At 34.4% G+C, this 22,423-nt stretch carries 27 protein-coding genes; 10 read left to right on the top strand and 17 right to left on the bottom strand.

From position 1 onward, the window contains the following. Position 1: 1 nt before the first annotated feature. The 6 genes from rplV to rplC are packed head-to-tail and all read right to left on the bottom strand — an operon-like array spanning position 2 to position 3,068. Positions 2-400 carry a 50S ribosomal protein L22 gene (gene rplV, locus LNP04_RS13420; protein WP_047442260.1) on the bottom strand — a complete coding sequence of 133 codons (399 nt, stop codon included), beginning with the start codon at positions 398-400 and terminating at the stop codon, positions 2-4. Between the two features lie 2 nt (positions 401-402). Then, positions 403-681, bottom strand: a complete 279-nt coding sequence (gene rpsS, locus LNP04_RS13415) for a 30S ribosomal protein S19 (protein ID WP_047442261.1) — start codon at positions 679-681, stop codon at positions 403-405. A 2-nt stretch (positions 682-683) separates the two neighbouring features. Then, positions 684-1,505 (bottom strand): 50S ribosomal protein L2, encoded by an 822-nt coding sequence (rplB, locus tag LNP04_RS13410; RefSeq protein WP_229983458.1) that lies wholly within the window; start codon positions 1,503-1,505, stop codon positions 684-686. Positions 1,506-1,527: 22 nt separating this feature from the next. Further along, positions 1,528-1,818: a 50S ribosomal protein L23 gene (gene rplW / locus LNP04_RS13405; RefSeq protein ID WP_047442263.1), complete on the bottom strand. Its 291-nt coding sequence runs from the start codon at positions 1,816-1,818 to the stop codon at positions 1,528-1,530. 3 nt (positions 1,819-1,821) lie between these two features. Further along, on the bottom strand, positions 1,822-2,451 hold the full coding sequence (gene rplD, locus LNP04_RS13400) for a 50S ribosomal protein L4 (RefSeq protein ID WP_229983457.1): 630 nt from the start codon (positions 2,449-2,451) through the stop codon (positions 1,822-1,824). After that, positions 2,442-3,068: a 50S ribosomal protein L3 gene (gene rplC, locus LNP04_RS13395; protein ID WP_129535112.1), complete on the bottom strand. Its 627-nt coding sequence runs from the start codon at positions 3,066-3,068 to the stop codon at positions 2,442-2,444. The genes rplD and rplC overlap by 10 nt, the downstream gene beginning before the upstream one ends. A 241-nt stretch (positions 3,069-3,309) precedes the next feature. Here rplC and LNP04_RS13390 point away from each other — a divergent pair, with 241 nt between their 5' ends. The 3 genes from LNP04_RS13390 to LNP04_RS13380 all read left to right on the top strand — a co-directional run bounded on the left by LNP04_RS13390 (position 3,310) and on the right by LNP04_RS13380 (position 7,562). Further along, positions 3,310-3,720 (top strand): hypothetical protein, encoded by a 411-nt coding sequence (locus LNP04_RS13390; protein WP_229983456.1) that lies wholly within the window; start codon positions 3,310-3,312, stop codon positions 3,718-3,720. Then, positions 3,720-4,691: a hypothetical protein gene (locus tag LNP04_RS13385; RefSeq protein ID WP_229983455.1), complete on the top strand. Its 972-nt coding sequence runs from the start codon at positions 3,720-3,722 to the stop codon at positions 4,689-4,691. The genes LNP04_RS13390 and LNP04_RS13385 overlap by 1 nt, the downstream gene beginning before the upstream one ends. 174 nt (positions 4,692-4,865) lie before the next feature. Further along, complete coding sequence (locus LNP04_RS13380) at positions 4,866-7,562, top strand: hypothetical protein (protein ID WP_229983454.1); 2,697 nt, start codon at positions 4,866-4,868, stop codon at positions 7,560-7,562. Positions 7,563-7,616: 54 nt separating this feature from the next. Here LNP04_RS13380 and LNP04_RS13375 read toward each other — a convergent pair whose 3' ends face one another. The 8 genes from LNP04_RS13375 to LNP04_RS13340 form a co-directional block, all read right to left on the bottom strand. Further along, a complete protein-coding gene (locus LNP04_RS13375; protein ID WP_229983453.1) occupies positions 7,617-8,240 on the bottom strand; it encodes a thioredoxin family protein in 624 nt (207 codons plus the stop codon). Between the two features lie 69 nt (positions 8,241-8,309). Beyond that, a complete protein-coding gene (locus tag LNP04_RS13370; protein WP_229983452.1) occupies positions 8,310-8,801 on the bottom strand; it encodes a low affinity iron permease family protein in 492 nt (163 codons plus the stop codon). Positions 8,802-8,864: 63 nt separating this feature from the next. Beyond that, complete coding sequence (locus tag LNP04_RS13365; RefSeq protein ID WP_229983451.1) at positions 8,865-9,698, bottom strand: GLPGLI family protein; 834 nt, start codon at positions 9,696-9,698, stop codon at positions 8,865-8,867. 133 nt (positions 9,699-9,831) lie between these two features. Continuing rightward, entirely contained in the window at positions 9,832-10,137 is a 306-nt protein-coding gene (gene rpsJ / locus LNP04_RS13360; protein WP_002661363.1) for a 30S ribosomal protein S10, read from the bottom strand. A gap of 17 nt (positions 10,138-10,154) precedes the next feature. After that, entirely contained in the window at positions 10,155-12,272 is a 2,118-nt protein-coding gene (gene fusA / locus LNP04_RS13355; RefSeq protein ID WP_229983450.1) for an elongation factor G, read from the bottom strand. A gap of 6 nt (positions 12,273-12,278) precedes the next feature. After that, on the bottom strand, positions 12,279-12,755 hold the full coding sequence (gene rpsG, locus LNP04_RS13350) for a 30S ribosomal protein S7 (RefSeq protein ID WP_028122161.1): 477 nt from the start codon (positions 12,753-12,755) through the stop codon (positions 12,279-12,281). Between the two features lie 23 nt (positions 12,756-12,778). Continuing rightward, complete coding sequence (rpsL, locus tag LNP04_RS13345) at positions 12,779-13,192, bottom strand: 30S ribosomal protein S12 (RefSeq protein WP_027383325.1); 414 nt, start codon at positions 13,190-13,192, stop codon at positions 12,779-12,781. A gap of 160 nt (positions 13,193-13,352) precedes the next feature. Continuing rightward, positions 13,353-14,723 carry a hypothetical protein gene (locus LNP04_RS13340; RefSeq protein ID WP_229983449.1) on the bottom strand — a complete coding sequence of 457 codons (1,371 nt, stop codon included), beginning with the start codon at positions 14,721-14,723 and terminating at the stop codon, positions 13,353-13,355. Positions 14,724-14,844: 121 nt separating this feature from the next. Between LNP04_RS13340 and LNP04_RS13335 the strand changes: the two genes are divergently transcribed. From LNP04_RS13335 to LNP04_RS13305, 7 genes are all read left to right on the top strand, one after another. Beyond that, complete coding sequence (locus LNP04_RS13335) at positions 14,845-15,321, top strand: Dps family protein (protein ID WP_229983448.1); 477 nt, start codon at positions 14,845-14,847, stop codon at positions 15,319-15,321. Between the two features lie 90 nt (positions 15,322-15,411). After that, positions 15,412-16,590: a nicotinate phosphoribosyltransferase gene (gene pncB / locus LNP04_RS13330; protein WP_229983447.1), complete on the top strand. Its 1,179-nt coding sequence runs from the start codon at positions 15,412-15,414 to the stop codon at positions 16,588-16,590. A gap of 13 nt (positions 16,591-16,603) precedes the next feature. Beyond that, positions 16,604-17,122, top strand: coding sequence for a YciI family protein (locus LNP04_RS13325; RefSeq protein ID WP_229983446.1), 519 nt, complete (start codon positions 16,604-16,606; stop codon positions 17,120-17,122). A gap of 15 nt (positions 17,123-17,137) precedes the next feature. Beyond that, positions 17,138-17,662, top strand: coding sequence for a hypothetical protein (locus LNP04_RS13320; protein WP_229983445.1), 525 nt, complete (start codon positions 17,138-17,140; stop codon positions 17,660-17,662). 52 nt (positions 17,663-17,714) lie between these two features. After that, a complete protein-coding gene (locus LNP04_RS13315; RefSeq protein ID WP_229983444.1) occupies positions 17,715-18,470 on the top strand; it encodes a DUF5995 family protein in 756 nt (251 codons plus the stop codon). Between the two features lie 60 nt (positions 18,471-18,530). Beyond that, the gene (rmuC, locus tag LNP04_RS13310) at positions 18,531-19,886 is read left to right on the top strand and encodes a DNA recombination protein RmuC (RefSeq protein WP_229983443.1); all 1,356 of its coding nucleotides are present in this window, start codon (positions 18,531-18,533) and stop codon (positions 19,884-19,886) included. A 59-nt stretch (positions 19,887-19,945) separates the two neighbouring features. Next, entirely contained in the window at positions 19,946-20,713 is a 768-nt protein-coding gene (locus LNP04_RS13305) for an RNA methyltransferase (protein ID WP_229983442.1), read from the top strand. Between the two features lie 75 nt (positions 20,714-20,788). Here LNP04_RS13305 and LNP04_RS13300 read toward each other — a convergent pair whose 3' ends face one another. The 3 genes from LNP04_RS13300 to LNP04_RS13290 all read right to left on the bottom strand — a co-directional run bounded on the left by LNP04_RS13300 (position 20,789) and on the right by LNP04_RS13290 (position 22,421). Then, the gene (locus LNP04_RS13300; protein ID WP_229983441.1) at positions 20,789-21,604 is read right to left on the bottom strand and encodes an IS3 family transposase; all 816 of its coding nucleotides are present in this window, start codon (positions 21,602-21,604) and stop codon (positions 20,789-20,791) included. Between the two features lie 50 nt (positions 21,605-21,654). Beyond that, positions 21,655-22,089 carry a hypothetical protein gene (locus tag LNP04_RS13295; RefSeq protein WP_229983440.1) on the bottom strand — a complete coding sequence of 145 codons (435 nt, stop codon included), beginning with the start codon at positions 22,087-22,089 and terminating at the stop codon, positions 21,655-21,657. A 104-nt stretch (positions 22,090-22,193) separates the two neighbouring features. After that, positions 22,194-22,421, bottom strand: coding sequence for a hypothetical protein (locus LNP04_RS13290; RefSeq protein ID WP_229983439.1), 228 nt, complete (start codon positions 22,419-22,421; stop codon positions 22,194-22,196). Between the last annotated feature and the right edge of the window lie 2 nt (positions 22,422-22,423).

Here is a 22,423-nt window from a genome sequence, read left to right as displayed (position 1 = left end):
ATTAATTTTCTTTTGTACCTAAGATTAGTGTAATGTGGTTTGATCTCTTTCTGATTCTGTACCCTCTACCTTGTGGAGCTGGTCTTAGTCTCTTCAATTGTCTTGCACTGTCTACAAAAATTTCTTTAACGATAAGGTTAGCTTCTTCAATATCAGCACCGTCGTTCTTCGTTTGCCAGTTGGCCATCGCAGAAAGTAATACTTTTTCTAATTTCTCAGAAGCTCCTTTTTTTGAATATTTTAGGATGCTTAAAGCTTTGTCAACTTCTACCCCTCTGATGATATCAGCAACTAATCTCATCTTTCTAGGAGATGTCGGGCAATCATTGTGTAATGCTTTTACTACATCTTGATTTGTTAATTTACGTGCTAATGCACTTTCTCTTTTTCTTGATCCCATGATTATCTACTTCCTTTGTTTTTATTACCACCATGACCTCTGAAAGATCTTGTTGGAGAAAATTCGCCTAGCTTGTGACCAACCATGTTTTCTGTAACATATACAGGGATAAAAGATTTCCCGTTGTGTACTGCAATAGTTTGTCCTACGAAGTCCGGAGAGATCATTGATGCTCTAGACCAAGTTTTGATAACTGTCTTTTTATTAGACTCTATATTTGCCTGAACCTTTTTATCTAAAGTATGATGAATAAATGGTCCTTTTTTAAGTGATCTTGCCATAATTATTTACGTTTAGATATGATATGACGGTTAGACGCTTTGTTTTTCTTTCTGGTTTTGTAACCTTTAGCCGGCATTCCGTTTCTAGATCTTGGGTGACCTCCAGAAGAACGACCTTCACCACCTCCCATTGGGTGATCTACAGGGTTCATTACTACTGGTCTTGTTCTAGGTCTTCTACCTAACCATCTGCTTCTACCAGCCTTACCTGAAACAGTTAACTGATGATCAGAGTTAGAAACAGATCCAACCATTGCATAACACTCAGTAAGGATCATTCTAGATTCTCCTGAAGGCAATTTGATGATCGCATATTTTCCGTCTCTTGAAGTCAATTGAGCTGATGAACCAGCACTTCTTGCTAAGATCGCACCTTGACCTGGCTTCATTTCGATACAAGAAATCACAGTTCCCAAAGGAATGTTTTTCAGTTTCATTGCGTTACCTACATTAGGCTCTACGCTTTCACCAGAAATGATTTTTTGGTCAACTTTGATCCCGTTTGGAGCGATGATGTATCTCTTCTCTCCGTCTGCATATTCAACTAAAGCGATGAAAGCAGTTCTGTTTGGATCATACTCTACAGTTTTTACCGTTGCTTCAACATCATGCTTGTTTCTTTTGAAGTCGATAATTCTGTATTTCTTTTTGTGTCCACCTCCGGTGTAACGCATGGTCATTTTACCAGTTTGGTTACGTCCACCTGACTTACTAATACCAACGGTTAGAGACTTCTCTGGTTTGTTGGTAGTAATTTCCTCAAAATTGTTTACAATTCTGAATCTCTGTCCTGGGGTGATAGGTTTTAATTTTCTAACAGACATTACTATTATTTATAATTAATAATTAATTTACAGCAAAAATGTCGATTACTTCTCCTTCAGCAAGAGTGATAACCGCCTTTTTCAATTTGTTTGTCTTCCCTACTTGAAGACCTTTTTTAGTGTATTTCGAAGAAACTTTAGGAGCATAAATCATGGTTCTAACGTCTGCTACTTTTACACCATAAGCCTGCTCTATCGCATTTTTAATCTGGATTTTATTCGCCTTAGGTTGTACTAAGAAAGAATAAGCACCTCTTAAATCTGTAAGATAGTTAGCTTTTTCTGAAATAACTGGTTTAATAATTAGTGACATGATTTATTTCTTTAAATTTTCCTGGAATTTTTCAACTGCACCTTCTAAGAAAACGATCTCACCTGCATTGATTAAGTCATAAGAAGAAATTTCGTTGAATTTCATAACCTTAGTCTTAGGTAAGTTTCTTGAAGATAAATATACATTCTTGTTTGTATCAGGAAGAATGAATAAAGACTTCTTATCATTCAATGCCAATGCATTCAAGATAGTGATGAAATCTTTAGTTTTAGGAGCTGAAATGCTCAATCCTTCAACAATTTTGATGCTGTTATCTCTCATTTTCTGAGAAAGAACAGATTTTTTAGCTAATCTCTTAAGAGCTTTGTTCAATTTGAATCTGTAGTCTCTCGGTTTTGGACCGAAAATTCTACCTCCACCTCTGAAAACTGGAGATTTGATATCACCATATCTTGCAGAACCTGAACCTTTTTGCTTTTTCAACTTTTTAGTTGAACCAGTGATTTCGCTTCTTTCTTTTGATTTATGAGTACCTTGACGCTGAGCAGCAAGATATTGTTTTACTTCTAAGTAAACCGCGTGCTTATTTGGCTCAATTCCGAATACTGTTTCGTCTAGAGTTACTTTTTTTCCGGTTTCTTTTCCTGATGTATTTAATACTACTAGTTCCATTTTCTGATAATTACATAAGAATTTTTAGCTCCCGGAACAGCACCTTTTACTACTAAAAGATTTTGTTCTTGATCCACTTTTAATACTTGAAGGTTTTGTACAGTTACCTGCTTACCTCCCATTCTACCTGCCATTCTCATCCCCTTGAATACTCTAGAAGGATCTGATCCCGCACCGATTGAACCTGGAGCTCTTAATCTGTTGTGCTGACCGTGAGTAGCTTGCATTACACCTCCAAAACCGTGTCTTTTAACAACACCTTGGAAACCTTTACCTTTTGAAGTTCCTGTAACGTCTACATATTCACCTTCAGCGAATAAGTCTACTTTCACTTCATCTCCTACGCTTACCGTATCAACGAATTCTCTGTAGAATTCTACCAACTTAGCTTTAGGAGCAGAACCAGCCTTTTTAAAATGGCCAGCTAACGCTTTACCAACGTTCTTTTCACTCTTGTCATCGAAACCTAACTGAACAGATTTGTATCCGTCCTTTTCAATGGTTCTGACCTGTAAAACTGAGCAAGGACCTGCCTGAATAACGGTACACGGCATATTTTTGCCGTTTTCGTCAAACAGAGAAGTCATCCCAATTTTTTTTCCAATAATACCTGACATTATTTATATAATATGTTATAAAATTTCCTTGTATTCACGTTCATTTTTCGAGTTCTCAAATAATTACCAAGTTTGAATTGGGCATATTCCTCCCCTAAAATGAGTGTGCAAATGTATGAATAAAATTTAATTTGACAAATATTTATAGTAAAATATTTTGATTTTTAATGATTTAGAGATTTGCACGAATTTTGAAACCAAATTCTTTTAAAGAATTCTTTAATTTTGAGAAAAAAGTAATATGAAAAATATTTTCATCACATTGATGTGTCTCTTCGGAATAATTTCTTTCGCACAGTCGACACCTTTTACCGGAAAACGTAATTTTAACATCGAAAATGGCGCAAGCGGTTCCGGAACACCAGCCTATTATTTGGATGTAAAGAAAAACGGGAATGTACATTTTGGATTTCTTCAGGTCAATCAGGCAGACCAAACGGAAACAAAAGAAGAGATCAATGCAGGAAAATATAATCCGAAAGTGATGAAAGTACATTTCAAAACGTATAACGAAACTTTTTATGTGAAATTTAATAAAGAGAAGATTTATCTTACCGATGAAAAAGGAAATATCAAAAAATCAGATGACTGCTGTCCGGTTTCTGAGCTTGCTTCAATCAACTGCAACTGCGAAAGCATTCTATATAAGTAATGAAAATCCTTCAACTTCTTCTGACTTTTCTTTTGGTAGTTTCTTGCAAGGAAAAACAAACGCATCCTTATACCTACTATTATTGGAAAACTAATCTTGCTTTAAATCCTATCGAAAAAAAAGCACTCGCAGAATCGACCACTCATTTTTTATGCATACGATTTTTTGATGTTGATAAAGTCAACGGAAAATTTGAACCGGTTGCCGTGATTACAAAAGACGAAAGTTTCAGCACTGAAAAAGAAATCATCCCGACAATTTTTATCACCAACCGAACTTTTTTTGAAATTAATGAATCCGACATCGAATTTCTGGCTGAAAGCATTCATCAATTAATTCAGAAAAAAGTGAAAGAATACAAATTAGCTTCAAGCAATGAAATTCAAATCGATTGCGATTGGACTGCCGGAACTAAAGATGATTATTTTAAATTTCTAACTGAATTGAAGAAAATCTCTGGAAAGGAAATTACCTGCACGCTCAGACTTCATCAGGTGAAAGATAAAAATCTGATGGGAATTCCGCCAGTGCTCAAAATCTATCTGATGTGCTACTCCACTTCCTCACCACTTGAAAATTCAGATAAAAATTCGATCTTGGATGTTAATATTCTGAAAAGCTATTTATCTAAGCTCGAAGATTACCCTTTAAAGAAGATTGAAGTTGCATTGCCAATCTACTCTTGGGGAATTGTAACGAACCATTTAGGAAAGCATAAACTCATCAATGCTTTGTCTAAAAAAGATCTGGAAAACCCCGATTTCAAAAAAATATCAGACCATGAAATCGAAATTTTGAAAGACGGTTTCTACTTTGGGAGTTTCATGAACAAAGGCTTTAGAATAAAGGTGGAAGAAATTTCTGATGAACAGCTTGATGATGTCACCCGGTTTTTAGATAAAAAATTAAGCAGTTACAACATTATTTATTACCAATTAGATAGTAAATTTGTGGAAGGAAGAAGATTTTAAGAGCTGGAAGCCGGATGTTGGAAGCGGGAAGATTGACTCTACAAATAAACTGAAGTCCAAAAATTTCTTCCCACGGATTTCACAGATCTTCACAGATAAATATTTCTTTTTGAATTCAAAAAAATCTGTGTGATCTGCGAGAAACAAAAATAAAACAAAACACCAAAAATAAATATGAAAAAGTATATTCTATCATTAGCGGTCTTATCGCTGTTCTATACAAAATCTGAAGCTTGTGCTTGGGCAGATCCGGATTATGATTACTTTAACCTGTTTACCCAAAGCATCATTAAAGATAAATCTTACCTTCCGTTTCTTCACAACTATTCTTCGAGATTCTATACTGATTTTAAATCTTCGCAGATTCCAAATGAGAATATCGAAGCATGGAGAAAATTCTTCAACAATCAGTTGACGTCTGCTGAAACAGATTATCTGGTGAATAAAATTGCCATGAATGATCTCAATGATTTGAAGAGAGGAACGCCGAACAATCCGTTACTGCAAAAAGTAGGAACAGGTTTCTACGCAAAATACCGTGAAGGAATTGATTATTTGATTGAGGCGAAATATCTAGAGCCTTACATGAAAATCAATTATGTAGAAACTGCAGATTCATTTTATTACAGAGAAAATGAGAGTGACAAAAATGCTACACAATTAGATTATGCTAAAACAGTTTCTGCACTGACATCTTTATATAACGCAGCCAAAAATCCTGAAATCAAGCAGCGATACGGTTATCAGCTGGTGAGATTCAATCATTATACAAGAAATTTTGACGCAGCGCTTCAGGCTTTCAAATCTTATGTTCAGCCAATTTCTTTACGAGGTGCTTCGTATTATATGGCTTTAGATCAAATGGCAGGTGCGCAGCGAGGATTGCAAATGGGAAGCGATGCGAATTGGAATTTCTTTCAGGTTTTTAAAAACAGCAAAAGCAGAAAAGAATCTGCATTTATCTCGATGAAACTTTCAGACACAGCATCTTTCAATAATATTCTGAAAAGAGCAGGAAATAATGAAGAGAAAAACATGGCGTATTTTCTTTTGGGATATGAAGATTTTACCAACCCGATTCCGATGATGGAAAAGATGTATGACATTGATCCGAATTCGGAAATTCTGAAAGTGATGGCCGCAAGAAGCATCAATGAATTGGAACGAAGCTACCTTCCGACATATTATTACGAATCAAAAGATGCAGACCCATCAGGAAATACAAAAACTACTGCAACTACAGAAACAAAAAAAGTAGAGAAAAAAGAATTAAGCTTTTGGCAGAAAATTGTTCTGTTCTTTAAAAATCTTTTCAGCTCAAAATCTGACAAAGTGAAAGACGGAACTAAAAATAACCAAAGCGACGACGAGTTATTGGAAAACCCAAACAGAATTCCGTTTTATACAAAAAATCAAAGCTATTATTACGACGAAAAGCAGAAAGACTTTTTGGATGACTTAGAAAAATTCACCTCAAAAACTAAAGAAAAATCTACTGATGAATATTGGCAGATTGCTGATGCCTATCTTAAATTTTTAAAGAAAGACTACGAAACCAGCACAGAAATTTTAGAAGACATCAAAACCAACAACCCGGAATATCTTGAAGAGATCAAACGGATGAAAGTTTTGAACGACATCGTTTCACAACCAAAGATTGATGCAGAATATGAAGATCATTTAATGAAAGATTACGCTGATTATTTTACTGAAAAGAAAATCGAAAAAGACACCTTACAGGATGGTGGCTACAACTATGGAGCGCCGCCTTCTACCGCTTCATTTTTAAAAGACGTTTTGGCCAACCGATATTTCCTTCAGGGTGAAGACGGAAAATCTTATCTAATGAATAATAAGCTTTCTGACCTTCAATACAACCCGAATTCTACTTTGGTAAAAAGTGTAGAAGATTTTTATAGAAAACCAAACAAGACAGCATTTGAACAGCAGATTATTGCCAAAAACATGGATGATGTCGGCAATATTGACGCTTTCTTCAATGTGATCTATGGTGACAGAGCAATGAGACTGGCTGATTTTGAGAAAGCTAAATCTTATTATCAAAAAGCGTTGAAGTTTTCCGGAATTCCACGAGAGAATTATGAAAGATACAATTCTGAAACCGGTAATTATGAAAAGCTGGTTTACGACGGTTCAAATTATGACGGCTACAACAATATTCCGAATCTGGTTTTCGGGCATAATGTTTGGGAAAGCTTCCAGAGTTCTGATGCTGAAAGCATGAAACCGGAAGATTACACACAATTTCCTTTTATTAAAACCAAAATGAATAAGCTGGAATTAGCAGATGCCTTGGTTCAGCTTAAAAAAACAGGAACCGGAAAAGATGCAAAAGCAGTTCAGGCTAATCAACTCATCGGGAATCTATTGTACAACACTTCTATTCTGGGTTATTACAGACAGCTTTTTGTGATGGATGTTGACAACAGCAACGGCGGAAAATACGATTTCTGGGCAACCGAAAGACAAAATCCTTTTCAGTATTATTATAAAGATTTCACCAATACCACTTTCATCGAGCCCGATAATTTTGATTTGGCAATTAATTATTACAAAAAAGCATTTGATGTATCGACCGACAGAGAACAGAAAGCGAGAGTTTTATTTCAAATGGCAAGTGCAGAACAGGGAAAATATTACCAATATGAAGCGAAGCATCAAGCCAATATTGATTATTCTGATCCAAAATGGTCTGAGAAAAATGACAGCTATCAAAAACAGATGGGCGATCTGAAAAATCAAAAATACAGAACCTACTTTACCCAATTGAAATCTCAGTTTTCAAATACAGAAACAGCGAGAGAACTTTTAGGAAGCTGTAGTTATTTTGATTATTTTATGAAGAGATAATTTAAAATTAAAGCCTTACAGATTTTGTAAGGCTTTAATTTTGACTTTGAATTTCTATTTGTTCAATATCGATTTTATTTTATCGTAAACCTGCTGATGAGTTTCATTATAAGTTGAAGCATAAACAACTTCATCATTATCATCATACAAAAGAACTAACGAATAGCCGTAATACCAATGTTTTGGCGCAAGATTTTGTGTAAAATGAGTATATCGGTCTTCTTTAGTATCTTTTTTCTTTTCGGCATTGTAGACAAAATACTCGTATTTGCCTTTTTTGTTTTTATTTTTTTCGTTGTCGGTAATATTAAAAATTGGGGATAAACATCCGATAGATTTCAAATAATTATCTGTGCTTTTGTAAGAAGAATCCCGGTAAATATCTGTGAGATAAAATACATCGAGGTCGTTTTTATATTCTTTTTCAAAGTCTAAAATTTTAGGAAACTTTTCACGACAAGGTTTGCACCAATCGGTAAAAGTGTAGACCATTTTATATTTCTTTTGGCTTTTATTGATAAAGTACTTCAGTTTTGAAGCATCATCAACCTGATAAAATGAGTTTTTTTCTAGCTGACCAAAATCAGAATCTTTTAAAGTATCGACTTTAATAACTTTAAATTGAGATGCTAAAAATTGACTTACTAAAAGACAACAGATAAAACAAAATTGGTTCATGGTAATTATTTTTCTAAAATTATTAAATAATTATCTTTAAACCTAATTTTAACAACTTTGAAGAGTAATCTATTTTTTATTTTGTTTTTTTAACAGCCATTCTTCATGTTTCTTTTTAAAAGTTTCATGTTTCCTTTCTTGATTTCTTTTGGCAGCATCTATCGAGTGAGAGGCGTGAATATCTTCATCTTCTTCAGCAAAATCTGCAAGTTTCTCGTAATAACAGTGAATTTGGTCTAATTCTTTTTCTGTAAGATCTTCAATATCGACCATTCGGTTGCTGGCCTTTTCGTTGGCAGCAATCAATTCATTTAGTTTAATCTGAATGGCTTTCGAATCTTTATTCTGAGACTTCTGAATTAAGAAAACCATGAGAAAAGTAATGATGGTTGTTCCGGTATTGATAACCAGCTGCCAAGTTTCGGAATACTTAAAAACCGGCCCGGAAACTGCCCAAATAAGAACTATAGCAGCCGCCCCAAGAAATGCGTACGAACTGCCGGTAAATTTTGTTGCCCAATTTGAGAATTTTTCGAATACGCTTCTACCTTCTTTTGACATTATTTCATTTTTATTAAATATAATCAAAAATTCAGCCTCAAATAAAGAATGCTTTCCTATCATTTATTTTGAAGGATATTTTATTGCTTTATCAATCTCTATTGGGTTATTGTGCTTTCTCATGTGATCTTGTAAGTTGTCTGAAAGTTCTTTTATTTGTTCTGGTCTTTTCACTTCAATTCCCATTACCATGAACTTCGCTGTAGGATCGGTATTATTTTTATAATGCTCTTTGAATTCGCGAAGAGGGTCATTAAAATTGTCCAAGCTCATTTTGATAAGTTTTGCTTCAGTAATTTTTACAGGATTCTGGCCTGCAAAGTTCTCAATTATTCTTCGGGTATCATACGTTTTAGCCAATTGATAACTTTTAATTAAAGAAAATTTAAACTGATTTTTATTATCATATAACTCGAAAATCATCCCAGGTAAACCACGAAACTTGTATGGTCCCTCATTGAGATTGATGTCTTTGGTAAACCATGCTGTCCAGTTTCTGCCTCCAAAATCAGTTGTTGCTTTTTGCAATTTGTAGATCCCTGATGTTTTGGTATCGCTGGAAAGTTTCCAATGTACGAGATCTTCTGTTTCCACAGTAAACATATTTTGAAGATTGACATAATTCAGATTTGTGTTGGAATTTCTTTTTCTGGTTAATACAGGAGCATCGTCCCAAATCATGCGATTTCCGCCTTTGGTTATGTTGGTAGAATCTGTTTTTACAAAATCATAATTATAGAATTTTACATCTTCCGGATTTACGTCCAAAACCATATTTGTCTTTCTGTGTTCAGACAAAGTAGAGTCTGTTTTATACTCATATTCATAAATAAAACGGTGTGTTTGTGCCGTTAAAGATAAACTGATTATCATGGCAAATATTACTAAAATTTTCATTACAATAATTTTTTACAAAGATATAAATTAAACAGAACCTTGCAATACATAATAGTATATAAATTAAAATTTGTTTCAAAAAAAATCCCCAATCTTTCGAAAGGGGATTATATCAATGATGATAATTAAATTATCACACTTTAATTTCTACGTCAACTCCTGAAGGCAGTTCTAATTTCATTAGAGCATCAACAGTTTTAGAAGAAGAAGAGTAGATATCCATCAATCTCTTGTGAGCTGATAGCTGGAACTGCTCTCTTGCTTTCTTGTTTACGTGGGGAGATCTCAACACCGTGAAGATTCTCTTATTTGTAGGTAATGGAATAGGTCCGTTTACAACAGCACCAGTAGCCTTTACCGTTTTTACGATTTTCTCAGCAGACTTGTCTACCAAGTTGTAATCGTAAGATTTTAGTTTTATTCTGATTCTTTGTGACATTTCTTTGATTTAAAAAATTAACCTTTTGCTTTAGCGATAATATCTTCAGCAACGTTTTGAGGAGTAGCCTGGTACTTTTCTAATTCCATAGAAGAAGTAGCTCTTCCTGATGAAAGTGTTCTTAGAGTAGTAACATAACCAAACATTTCAGACAATGGAACTGAACCTTTGATAACAACGGCACCGTTCTTTTCTTCTTGTCCACTGATTGTACCTCTTCTCTTGTTAAGGTCACCAATGATGTTACCCATATATTCTTCCGGAGTTACAACCTCCAATTTCATAATAGGCTCCATAATTACTGGCTTAGCAGCACGTCCCGCTTCTTTAAATCCTAATTTAGCTGCCATTTCAAAAGAAAGTGCATCAGAATCCACTGCGTGGAAAGATCCGTCTTTAAGAGTAACTTTAATACCTTCAACTTCGAAACCAGCCAAAGGACCGTTTTTCATTGCAGCTTTAAAGCCTTTTTCAATTGCAGGAACAAATTCTCTAGGAACGTTACCACCTTTGATCTCATTGATGAATTCTAAACCAACTTTACCTTCGTCTGCAGGTCCTAGTTCAAATACGATATCAGCAAATTTACCTTTACCACCAGATTGCTTTTTGTAAACTTCTCTGTGTGGAGCAACTCTTGTAAGATTTTCTTTGTACTCTACCTGAGGCTGACCTTGGTTTACTTCAACTTTGAATTCTCTTCTCATACGGTCAACAATGATATCTAAGTGAAGCTCACCCATACCAGAGATAATCGTTTGTCCAGATGCTTCGTCAGTTCTTACCGTAAACGTAGGATCTTCTTCTGCTAATTTAGCTAAAGCGTTACCCATTTTATCCTGGTCAGCTTTAGTTTTAGGTTCTACAGCGATACCAATTACCGGATCTGGGAAAACCATCGATTCTAGAACGATTGGGTTTTTCTCGTCACACATTGTATCACCAGTTTTGATAGATTTGAAACCTACCGCTGCACCAATATCTCCTGCTTCAATATATTCTACAGGATTTTGCTTGTTAGCGTGCATCTGATAGATTCTAGAGATTCTTTCTTTATCACCTGAACGCGTGTTCAAGATATAAGAACCAGCATCAAGTCTTCCAGAGTATGCTCTGAAGAATGCCAATCTTCCTACGAAAGGATCGGTAGCAATCTTAAATGCCAAAGCTGCGAAAGGCTCTTTTACGTCTGGTTTTCTGAAAATTTCAGCGTCAGTTCTTGGATCCGTACCTTTGATATCATCTTTATCCAATGGAGAAGGCAAATATTTACATACTGCATCCAACATAAACTGTACTCCTTTATTTTTGAATGAAGAACCACAAGTCATTGGGATAATAGATAAATCGATAGTAGCAGCTCTCAATGCAGCATTGATCTCTTCTTCTGTAATTGAATCCGGATCTTCGAAGAATTTCTCCATCAAAGTTTCGTCATATTCAGAAACAGCTTCTACTAATTTCTCTCTGTATTCAAGAACTTCATCCTTCATATCCTCCGGAATTGGAACTACCTCGAAAGTAGCACCTTGCCCAGCTTCATCCCAGATGATCGCTCTGTTTTTAATTAAGTCTACAACACCTTTGAAATCTTCTTCAGCACCGATTGGTAAAACGATTGGAACTGCATTAGATCCTAACATTGTCTTAACCTGGTTTACCACGTTAAGGAAGTCAGCACCTTGACGGTCCATTTTGTTTACGAATCCCATTCTTGCAACTTTATAGTTGTCAGCAAGTCTCCAGTTTGTTTCAGACTGAGGCTCTACTCCATCTACTGCAGAGAATAAGAATACCAATCCATCCAATACTCTTAAAGATCTGTTTACTTCTACTGTGAAGTCAACGTGTCCCGGTGTATCGATGATGTTGAAGTGGTAAGGTTTAGTATCAGCTAATGGCTTACCTTGGTCTGTTGGAAAGTTCCAAGAACAAGTAGTTGCAGCAGAAGTAATAGTAATACCTCTTTCTGCTTCCTGCTCCATCCAGTCCATTGTAGAAGCACCATCGTGAACTTCTCCAATTTTGTGGTTTACCCCTGTATAGAATAAAATTCTTTCAGTAGTGGTAGTTTTACCAGCATCAATGTGCGCAGCAATACCAATATTTCTTGTAAATTTAAGATCTCTACTCATTTCAGATTAGAATTTAAAGTGTGAGAAAGCTTTGTTAGCTTCCGCCATTTTGTGAGTATCAGATTTTTTCTTGTAAGCAGCACCTTCTTCTCTTGAAGCAGCTACAACTTCGTTAGCCAATTTCAAAGCCATTGACTTATCATTTCTCTTTTTAGAGTAAAGGATTAACCATTTCATTGCCATAGAAATTTTTCTGTCAGCTCTGATCGGCATAGGAATCTGGAAGTTAGCTCCACCTACTCTTCTAGAACGTACTTCTACGTGAGGCATAACGTTAGTTAATGCATCTTTCCAGATTTCAAGGGCAGTCTTTTCAGTTTCTCCTTTTTTTGCTTCTACAAGGTCTAATGCATCATAGAATATTTTGAATGCGATAGACTTCTTACCATCCAGCATCAAGTTGTTTACGAATCTAGTTACCAATTGATCATTAAATTTCGGATCTGGTAACAACGGTCTTTTTTTCGCTTTTGTCTTTCTCATTGTTTCTGTACCTTATTTAATGATTATTTTTTCTTTCCTTTAGCTGGCGCAGCTGCTGCCTGACCTGGTTTTGGTCTCTTAGCTCCGTACTTAGATCTTCTCTGCGTTCTTCCGCTTACACCTGCGGTGTCTAATGCTCCTCTTACGATATGATAACGTACTCCCGGTAGGTCTTTCACCCTTCCGCCGCGTACCAATACTATCGAGTGCTCTTGAAGATTATGTCCTTCGCCCGGGATGTAGGCGTTGACTTCTTTACCGTTTGAAAGTCTTACCCTTGCAACTTTTCTAAGTGCAGAGTTAGGTTTCTTAGGAGTGGTAGTATATACTCTCGTACATACACCTCGTCTTTGTGGACAAGAATCAAGGGCAGCCGATTTACTCTTCTTGGTGAGTGCGACTCTTCCTTTTCTTACTAATTGTTGAATAGTAGGCATTTAATTGCTTTTTATTTTAGGGTGCAAAATTATGAATAATTTTTTAATTGACAATAAGTTATGTATAAATAAATATTTTTTATTGAAAATAAATTCTACAAAGAATCAGGCAATTACCTTATAAATATTGACATTTATTAAGATAATTCAATTTGAAAAATTAATCTATAGAAAGTTGTGATGTATATAAAACTTCAGATTTGTTTCGCACAGTGTCATACTTCAACCATTTTATTTTAGGATAAACACTTCCAGCTAAACTTTCCTTGAGCTTTCCTTTCTGCTTATTGGTATGTTCGTAATCGAACGTTTTCTTTATGATAGGTATCTCGTATTTCGTGAGCGTTTTAATATTTCTTTCATCATTAAATAAATATTTTTTGTCTTTAAATTTTGGCATCTGAGCTTTTACCACTTCTTTCTTAGTCAAATAATACGCAGGATCTTTTAAGCTGTAAGCAGTTAAAAAAACTAAGAAGAAACACGATATCCACCAAATCTTTTCATCATCAACATTATACTTAAAATACAGGATAAGAAATGAAAAAAACAAACAGAAATTAGCAGCCGCCAAAAGCCTGACTCCCATTTCCTCAATTTGCTGAATCCAGCCGGAGAACAACAATGCAAATGTATAGACCACTGCAACCACCCAAAGTAAAACATGAAAATTTCTCTGAAGAGTTTCCTTTGCTTTTTTGTAATATCTAAAGAAATACATAAAGATGAAAATATCTATCACTAGAATAAATCCCTGAAACAGTAAACTCCCTAAACTATTAGACGCAGGCTTTAACCCAATAAAAGGATCAATAACATTACAAACCCCCAACAAATCTCTTATTACGTATAGATACGTCATCCCGTTTGGGGTTCCTCTTAATTGTTCACCTGTAAAGCTTTTAAATTCTAAATAATTGAGAAATAAATACCCTGAAATCCCTATACCCGATAAAATCAAAAACAAGAAGAAGGCTTTAAAATAAATTGCATTTTTAATTTTAATAAAATTTAAAAAAAAGAAAACCAAAATTCCTAAATAAATAAAAACCGCCGAATATCTTATAGAAAACAAACTGACTATTAATAAAGCCGCAATAGATGCATTTTTATATATTCTTTGTGGTTTGATAAGGATTTCATGTAAAAAATAAACAAGAAAATAGAGTACAAAAATAAATGCCGATTCAGAAATAGCCTGAGTAAAAACACAGAAAAAAGTTTTACCCGCAAATAGCAATGTGGTCTCTCTGAAATAAAATTTCCTTTTGTAAGAAAAAATTAAAATAGAAATAGTAAATAGAAGATTAAGAATTTTATACGCCCAAAAATAATCTTGAAATATCAGATGAAAAAACTTAATCAACAAGGGATATCCCAAAGGAAACAAATTAGTTTCTGGTATCGGCAAATCTTCCGCAATCCCAAAATACGACAGACTGTCTGACATAATACCACCAAAAGGAGTAAATATAGATTGTAAAAAATAGATGACGACAACAATTATCGCAAGTACTTTATATTTTTTCATGTTTGTTTAATAACAAAATTTTAATACAAATTAAAAATACCAAAGATAAGTATCATCAATCATCTTAATGCAATTTCGGCACAATATTTCCTGCATTTAGAAATATTAAAAAATAAACATTATGAAAAATGCCAACATTATCGGTTTACAAGAAGCCGACTGCAAAAACATCTCAGAAAAACTCAATATACTATTAGCAAATTATTCAGTATTCTATCAAAACACAAGAGGTTCTCACTGGAATATAAAAGGTGAACAATTCTTTACCCTTCATCCAAAATTTGAAGAGCTTTACAATAGTCTGGTTCTAAAAATTGATGAAATCGCAGAAAGAATTCTGACTTTAGGTGCAACTCCTGCGCATAATTATTCAGATTATCTTCAGGTTTCAACAATCAATGAAAGCAAGGAAGTAAGTGATGGGAATAAAAGTGTAGAAATCATTCTAAACTCTTTCAAAGTTGTTATCGATTTACAAAGAGAACTTTTAGCTATTACTGATGAAGCAGGCGATGAAGGTACCAACTCTCAAATGAGCGACTATATCACCGAACAAGAAAAAGAAGTTTGGATGTACAATTCATACTTAGGAAAATAAAAGACAAAAATCATTTTATTGATTGCAAAATCGCCCGTCAAAAAGGCGATTTTTTTTATTTATTTTATTAAATTTATTTAAAATTAAAATATGTCCGAAATACGACTCAATTCAATACTCGACAACGATTTTTATAAAATCACTATGCAAAATGCCGTTGTCAAACTTTTCCCAAGCCAAATCGTAAAATATGAATTTATCAATCGTGGAAAACATCATTTCCCTGAAGGATTTGACGTTGCCCTGAAAACTATTGTTGATAAAATGGCAGAGCTGAAACTCACCAAAGACGAGAAGAAATTTCTGGCCAGAACCTGTCCGTATTTAAATTTACCTTATTTAGATTTTTTAGAAGGTTATCATTACGACCCGTCAGAAGTAAAAATTACACAAACCGGAAATGATTTGAGCGTTATCGTAGAAGGACTTTGGTACAGAACAATTTTGTGGGAAGTCCCTTTATTGGCTTTAATAAGCGAGTTGCATTATGAGATGAATCATTTAGAAAGAGACTCTAACGATGTTGTAATGAGCAAAACTTTAGAAAAAGCGGATTCATTAAATGAATTGGGAGTTAATTTCGCAGAATTCGGAACAAGAAGAAGGCATTCTTATAAGGTTCAGAATTTAGTTATGGAAGCTTTAACGCAGAAAAAAGAATCTACATTTATAGGAAGTTCAAACGTACATTTTGCGATGAAGTATAATGTAAAACCTATCGGGACTCATGCTCACGAGTGGTTTATGTTCCATGGGGCTGAATTTGGTTTCAAAATGGCCAACGAATTAGCGCTTGAACACTGGGTTGACGTTTACCGTGGAGATTTGGGAGTCGCACTTTCAGACACCTATACAACTGATGTTTTCTTCCAGCAGTTTGACAAGAAATTTGCTAAACTTTTCGACGGTGTACGTCACGACAGCGGAGATCCATTTGAATTTGCAGACAAAACAATCGCTCATTACAATAGAAACGGAATTAATCCTTTATTCAAATACATCATTTTTTCTGATAACTTAAATCTTGAAAAAGTAGAAGAAATTACCAATTACTGCAAAGGAAAAATCGGTGTTTCTTTCGGTATCGGAACCAATCTTACGAATGATGTAGGTTTGAAGCCCATGAATATTGTGATGAAACTAATCGGAGTTCAAGCTTTAAACAAGGAGTGGATTCCTACAGTAAAACTTTCAGACGAACACGGAAAATACACAGGCGACCCTAAAATGATTGAGTTGGCGAAAGAATTTCTAAGAATTAAAGATTAATTAAAACGCAAGAATGATGAAAAAACTTATTACACTAATTGTAATCTCATCCACTTTGACATCTTGTTTCATCTATACCAGAGGTGAAGATGGAAAACCTGGAGCCCCAGGGAAAGATGGAAGCTCTGGCGATTCAAAAATCAGTTACAATCAAAAATTAGCAGATTCATTAGGAGCAGACAATTATGGAATGAAAGCTTACACAATCGTTATACTCACAACAGGTTCAGCGAAAATTGAAGACAAAGCTAAAATGAGCGAACTGATGAAAGGGCACATGGAAAACATAGGAAAGCTTGCGAAAGAAGGAAAAATTGTTGTCGCAGGACCGTTCTCCGGAAAAAACCAACGAGACTACCGCGGAATGTTTATTTTCAATACAAAATCTAAAGAAGAAGCCGAGTCCTGGGTAAAAACAGACCCCGCAGTTTCGGCTGGAGTTTTCAATTATGAAATCTTTCCGTGGTATGGCTCTGCAGCTTTACCATTGTACTTAAAGCATCATAAAGAGATTGCAAAAGAGAAACCTTAAAAAACTGAGTGAAAGATGAGTGAGTACACTTCTATTTATGGATATGTAAAAATTGATAGCGACTACAAAAAGTCAGCAGATTTTATAAAAAATCTTAGAAAAGATGAAGACTATCCTTTCATAAATACAAGTATGTTTAGTCTTGGCGACTCTGAAAGACCTTACTATTATGAAAATCCGATTTTTGGTTTTGCAGCGACTTATAAATGTTTTGGTTTAGACTTACGTGATTGGAATAGCTTCATACTAAAAATAGAAAACATTCTTAGAAATATTGATTTTGAAAATGCTCAATTTCATATCGAAAGTTCCATTGGAGATTTTACTTTGTATTGGGAATCTCTCAATAAAAATTTCTATTCAAAAGAAAAAGAAAATGATAAATTAGTTCAGCTCACTAAAACTAACGAATGGTATTTTGGCTTCGGTAAAAGAAACCCTTTTGGTGGCTATCTCGACGAAACGCAGATTTTTCATGATTTTGAAGATTTAAGAAATATTCCCTCTTTAAATTTTAAATATCCCATTCCAAAAACCTAACCTTGCAAAACCTGCGAGGTTTATTCTTATCTTTAAATAAAACTAAACCACCATGAAAACTATCGAAGAAGTTCTGAAAAAATTAGATGAAATTATCATTTGGAGTAAAGCAAACCAAAGTCCTGTAGGCTATTTTGCGTGTACTTACAGAATTATGACCGCACAGGTTTTAAAAGGAATTCAGCAGAAAAAATTTGAAGACAATCCCAGAATGGTTCTATTGGATCTCGCTTTTGCTAAACGATATCTTGAAGCTTGGGAAAATTACAGAAAAGGGGGAAAATGCACAAACGCATGGTATCTCGCTTTCGAAGCGACAAAAAATAAAGATCTTTTGATTCTTCAGCACATTTTTCTTGGGATGAATGCACACATTAATTTAGATTTGGGAATTTCCGCAGCTTCGGTCATGCCTTTTCGCAAAATAAATCCTTTGAAAAAAGATTTTGAAAACATCAATTCAGTGATTGCATCGATCAACCAAAACGTTCAGGATTCTTTAAATAAAATATGCTATCCCGTGAATCTGATTGACAAACTTTCTAACGGAAAAGACAATGTGATTTTAGATTTTGCCATTTCAAAAGCGAGAGAAACTTCTTGGGCAACTGCTGTAATTGCTTCAAACACTCCAAATTTCTTAAAAGAATCTGTAATCAATATCGTAGATTATGCTGCGGCTAAAGTTGCATCACAAATTTTGAATCCCAAATTACTTTCTTCAAATTTAGCCAAAGAACTGAAGAAATGTGAAAGCCATGATGTTGTGAAAAATATTGAAATTTTAGAAAAAACAAAAACCATATAATTACCGAAAGATTACTGTTAACCATAAAAAAAATAATTCATTGTTTTGTAATTTTGAAAAATGGAAATCACTTATCTCATCATCGGTTGTTTTATTGGAGGAATTTTAGGTTCATTTTTAATCTATTTCTATCTAAAATCTTCAATGATTTCAAGAAAATCTTATGATGAACTGAATCATTTATATATTAAAGCTAATGCCGATTTAGAGAATTTAAATCTTAAAACTCAGGATCTAGAGGGGATTATTAAAAATGAAAAAGAAGCCAATCTTCAGCAATCAGATCTTTTAAATGACTTAAAAGCCGAATTTGCAAAAGTTTCCGCCGAAAATACTTTTCTTAAAGATCAGAAAGAAGAAACAAAAAGAATTCAGGAAGAAGGAAAACTGCAATTTGAAAATCTCGCCAATAAAATTTTAGAAGAAAAAACAGAAAAATTTACCAATTTAAATCAAACCAATTTAAAAAATATTCTCGACCCGTTCCAAGAAAGAATTACTGATTTAAAAAACAAAGTCAATGAAGTTTACGAAAAGGAAAACAAAGAACGTTTTTCTTTGGGCGAAAAAGTAAAAGAATTATCCTTACTGAATCAGCAAATTTCCGAAGACGCAAAAAAACTAACGCGAGCCTTGAAAGGCGAAAGCAAAACTCAGGGAAACTGGGGTGAAATGATTTTGGAAAGTATTTTGGAAAAATCAGGCTTGGTAAAAGGAAGAGAATATTTTCTGGAACACGAGCTTAAAGATGATGATAATAAAGCTTTATTTTCAGAATTTTCAGGCAAAAAGATGCGTCCGGATGCCGTTGTAAAATATCCAGATGAAAGAAATGTAATTATCGATTCCAAAGTTTCTCTCACCGCTTTCACAGAATTGGTTGACGAAACAGATTCAGATATTTACCAAATCAAAGTCAATCAGCATTTGTCTTCTATTAAAACTCACATCAGCCAACTGAGCCAGAAAGCTTATGATGACTACGGAAAATCATTAGACTTTGTGATGATGTTTATTCCCAGCGAACCGGCTTATATTGCTGCCATGCAGGCAGATCAAAACCTTTGGAATTTTGCTTACGAGAAAAGAATTCTACTTCTCAATCCAAGTAATCTGATTACTTCCCTGAAATTGATTGCCGATCTCTGGAAAAGAGAATATCAAAACAGAAATTCAATGGAAATTGCCGAACGAGGAGCAAAATTATACGACAAATTTGTCGGTTTTGTAGAAAATTTAGAAAAAGTAGGCAAAAATTTAAATTCAGCAAGAAGTGTTTACGATGACGCTTTCAAGCAATTATATTCCGGAAACGATAATTTGGTTATTCAAACTCAAAAATTAAAAGCACTCGGAATAAAAAATAAAAAAGAGCTTCCACAAAGTCTGATCAATGGTATAAATGAGGATTTATGATGGTTAAATGATTTTTAAAAATTATTTTTGCATCAACTATCATTTATCAACCATCAATCATGATTATCGAAAGTTTTCAGAACGAAAAAATAAAAACCATTACCAAACTTTTAACAGATAACCGTTTCCGAAAAAAATCGGGTGTTTTTGTCGTGGAAGGACAGCAGGAAAACGCAAGAGCTCAGAAATATCTTTTTGAAGCTGAAGAATTCTTTATTTGTGAAAATATTTTTAAAGGAGAACTTCCGAAAGAGAAAATCTATTACGTATCTGAAAAAGTCTATGAAAAAATAGCCTATAGAGGAAGTTCTGAAGGAATTATCGGGATTTATAAAGCAAAAGAAGCTGCATTGAATACTTTTAAACCTAAAGAAAACTCAACCGTAATCATTGTTGAAGGTGTTGAAAAGCCCGGAAATCTGGGAGCCATTCTGAGAAGCTGCGAAGCTTTCGGAATTGATGCTTTGATTATTGCTGATGCAAAAACAGATTTCTATAACCCCAATGTAATTCGTTCCAGCGTGGGATGTTTGTTTGGAATGGACGTTTTTCAAGCTGAAAATCAGGAAACCTTAGAATTTCTTAAGGAAAATAATTTCAACATCTACACAACCATTATGGATGAGACTTCTGAGGATTTATATAAACGTGATTTTACGAAAAGATCTGCTGTTCTATTTGGAACTGAGCATTCAGGACTAAGTGATTTCTGGTTCGGAAAAGGAAAGAATACATTAATTCCTATGTCAGGAAGTATTGATTCTCTAAATCTTAGTAATGCTGTAGCAATTACCTGCTACGAAACTTTGAAACAAAAGAAGAACTAGAAACAAACTTCTTTTTAATTAAAATATTGTCCCGTCCTAAAAAATCGATACAGATTATAGGTCAAAAATAAATAATTAAACCAAAGCAAAAACGTTTTTGCTTTGGTTTTTTGTTTTATAGGTTTTCATTTTCAATACGGACTGTTCGTGCATTTGGTTTGGGGTTAAATAATGATTTGAAAAATGAGGTCTTACTTCATTGTATATTTGAATTGACTCATTTACAACCCTTCTTCTTAATTTTGTTTCCATATCGTATTTATCAATATCAAATTCTTGTTTCAAAATTCCATTAATCCTTTCTGCCACTGCATTTTCGTAGGGGTCTGAGTTTTGCGTCATACTACAATTGATGTTGTGCTTTCCCAATAATCTTTGGTATTCATTAGAGCAATACTGCAGACCACGGTCAGAATGATGGATTAACGATTCTAAATTCACTTTTTTATTTTTTAAAGCTTTCTTCAATGCAATTAAACTGCTTTCTGTATTTAAATTATTCGCAACGTGATGCCCAACAATTTTCTTGGAATATGCATCTGTTATTAAACTTAAATAACTCGGATTCTTTCTGTTTCCGATGTAAGTAATATCTGCCACCCAAACTTCATTGGGTTTAGTGATTTGATAGTCCAATATCATATTTCTGTGCTTTCTAAAGCGGTGGTGGGAGTTGGTCGTGACGTGATAACTTCTTTTTGGAACAATCAGTAAATGATTGGCCCGTAAAATACCAAAGAACTTATCTCTGCCAATATTCAGAGCTCCTAAAGGTTCTTTCAACATAAAATACAGCTTTTTACCGCCAATCTTTGGTTGTAGTATACGTTTTTCTTCCACCAATGCGACCACTTGTTGAGCTTTGCTCATTCGCACTGTGCTGCGTTTCAAACTTCTATAATAGACTTGTCTATCCAATCCGGACAATCCACAGGTAAAAACTAAGGTTTCTTTTTCTGTTCTGCGGAAGTTGTTGATTGTGCGGATGCGGAGTTTTTTCTGATATCGATATGGTATTCGCTTTCAGCAAGGTTGATCATCATATCGAAAAAGATAGCCTTTTTATCGGCAATGTAGGCTTGTCTTTCGAGTAAGGCTTTTTGTTTCTCAAGCAGTTTTACTTCAGCCTCCAATTCCATAATTCTTTGTTCAGGAGTTTTTTGCATAGAACTTGGTATTTGATTATCCCAATCAAAGTTACCGTATTTTCTAAGCCAATTGACAATCGTGGAACGAGATTGTATCGCATATTTCTTACGACATTCTGTAATTCCCAATTTTCCTGATTCAATTGCTTTTACAATCTGAACTTTAAAACTCAAACTGTAATCTTTCTGTGTACGCTTTACATAAAGCGATTCCACTGGTTCTTTCATAACGATTCTTTTTTGTGTATCGTTATTTCAGGAATAGACATATAGAGCATAAAAAAACCGCTTCGCTGGGCGAAACGGTTTTTTTATTCTTTTGTAACTACTAATTACTTAGCAACTTTAGCAGAATCAGACTTAGCTTCAACGCTGTCTTTCTTCATATCTCCAGCAGCTTTAGTAGAATCTACAGCAACGTTAGTAGTAGAATCAATAGCGTTTTGAGCTGAATCAGCGTTAGCTTCGATAGAATCTTTGTTTTCTGTAGTAGCTTCACCTTTTTTACAAGCAACTAGAGAGATTGCAGCGATAGCAGCTACGAATAATGACTTTTTCATAA

The sequence above is a fragment of the Chryseobacterium sp. C-71 genome (assembly GCF_020911865.1).
Classification (GTDB): domain Bacteria; phylum Bacteroidota; class Bacteroidia; order Flavobacteriales; family Weeksellaceae; genus Chryseobacterium.
Note: the sequence above shows the minus strand (reverse complement) of the source record. Positions and strands in the feature narration are given on the sequence as shown.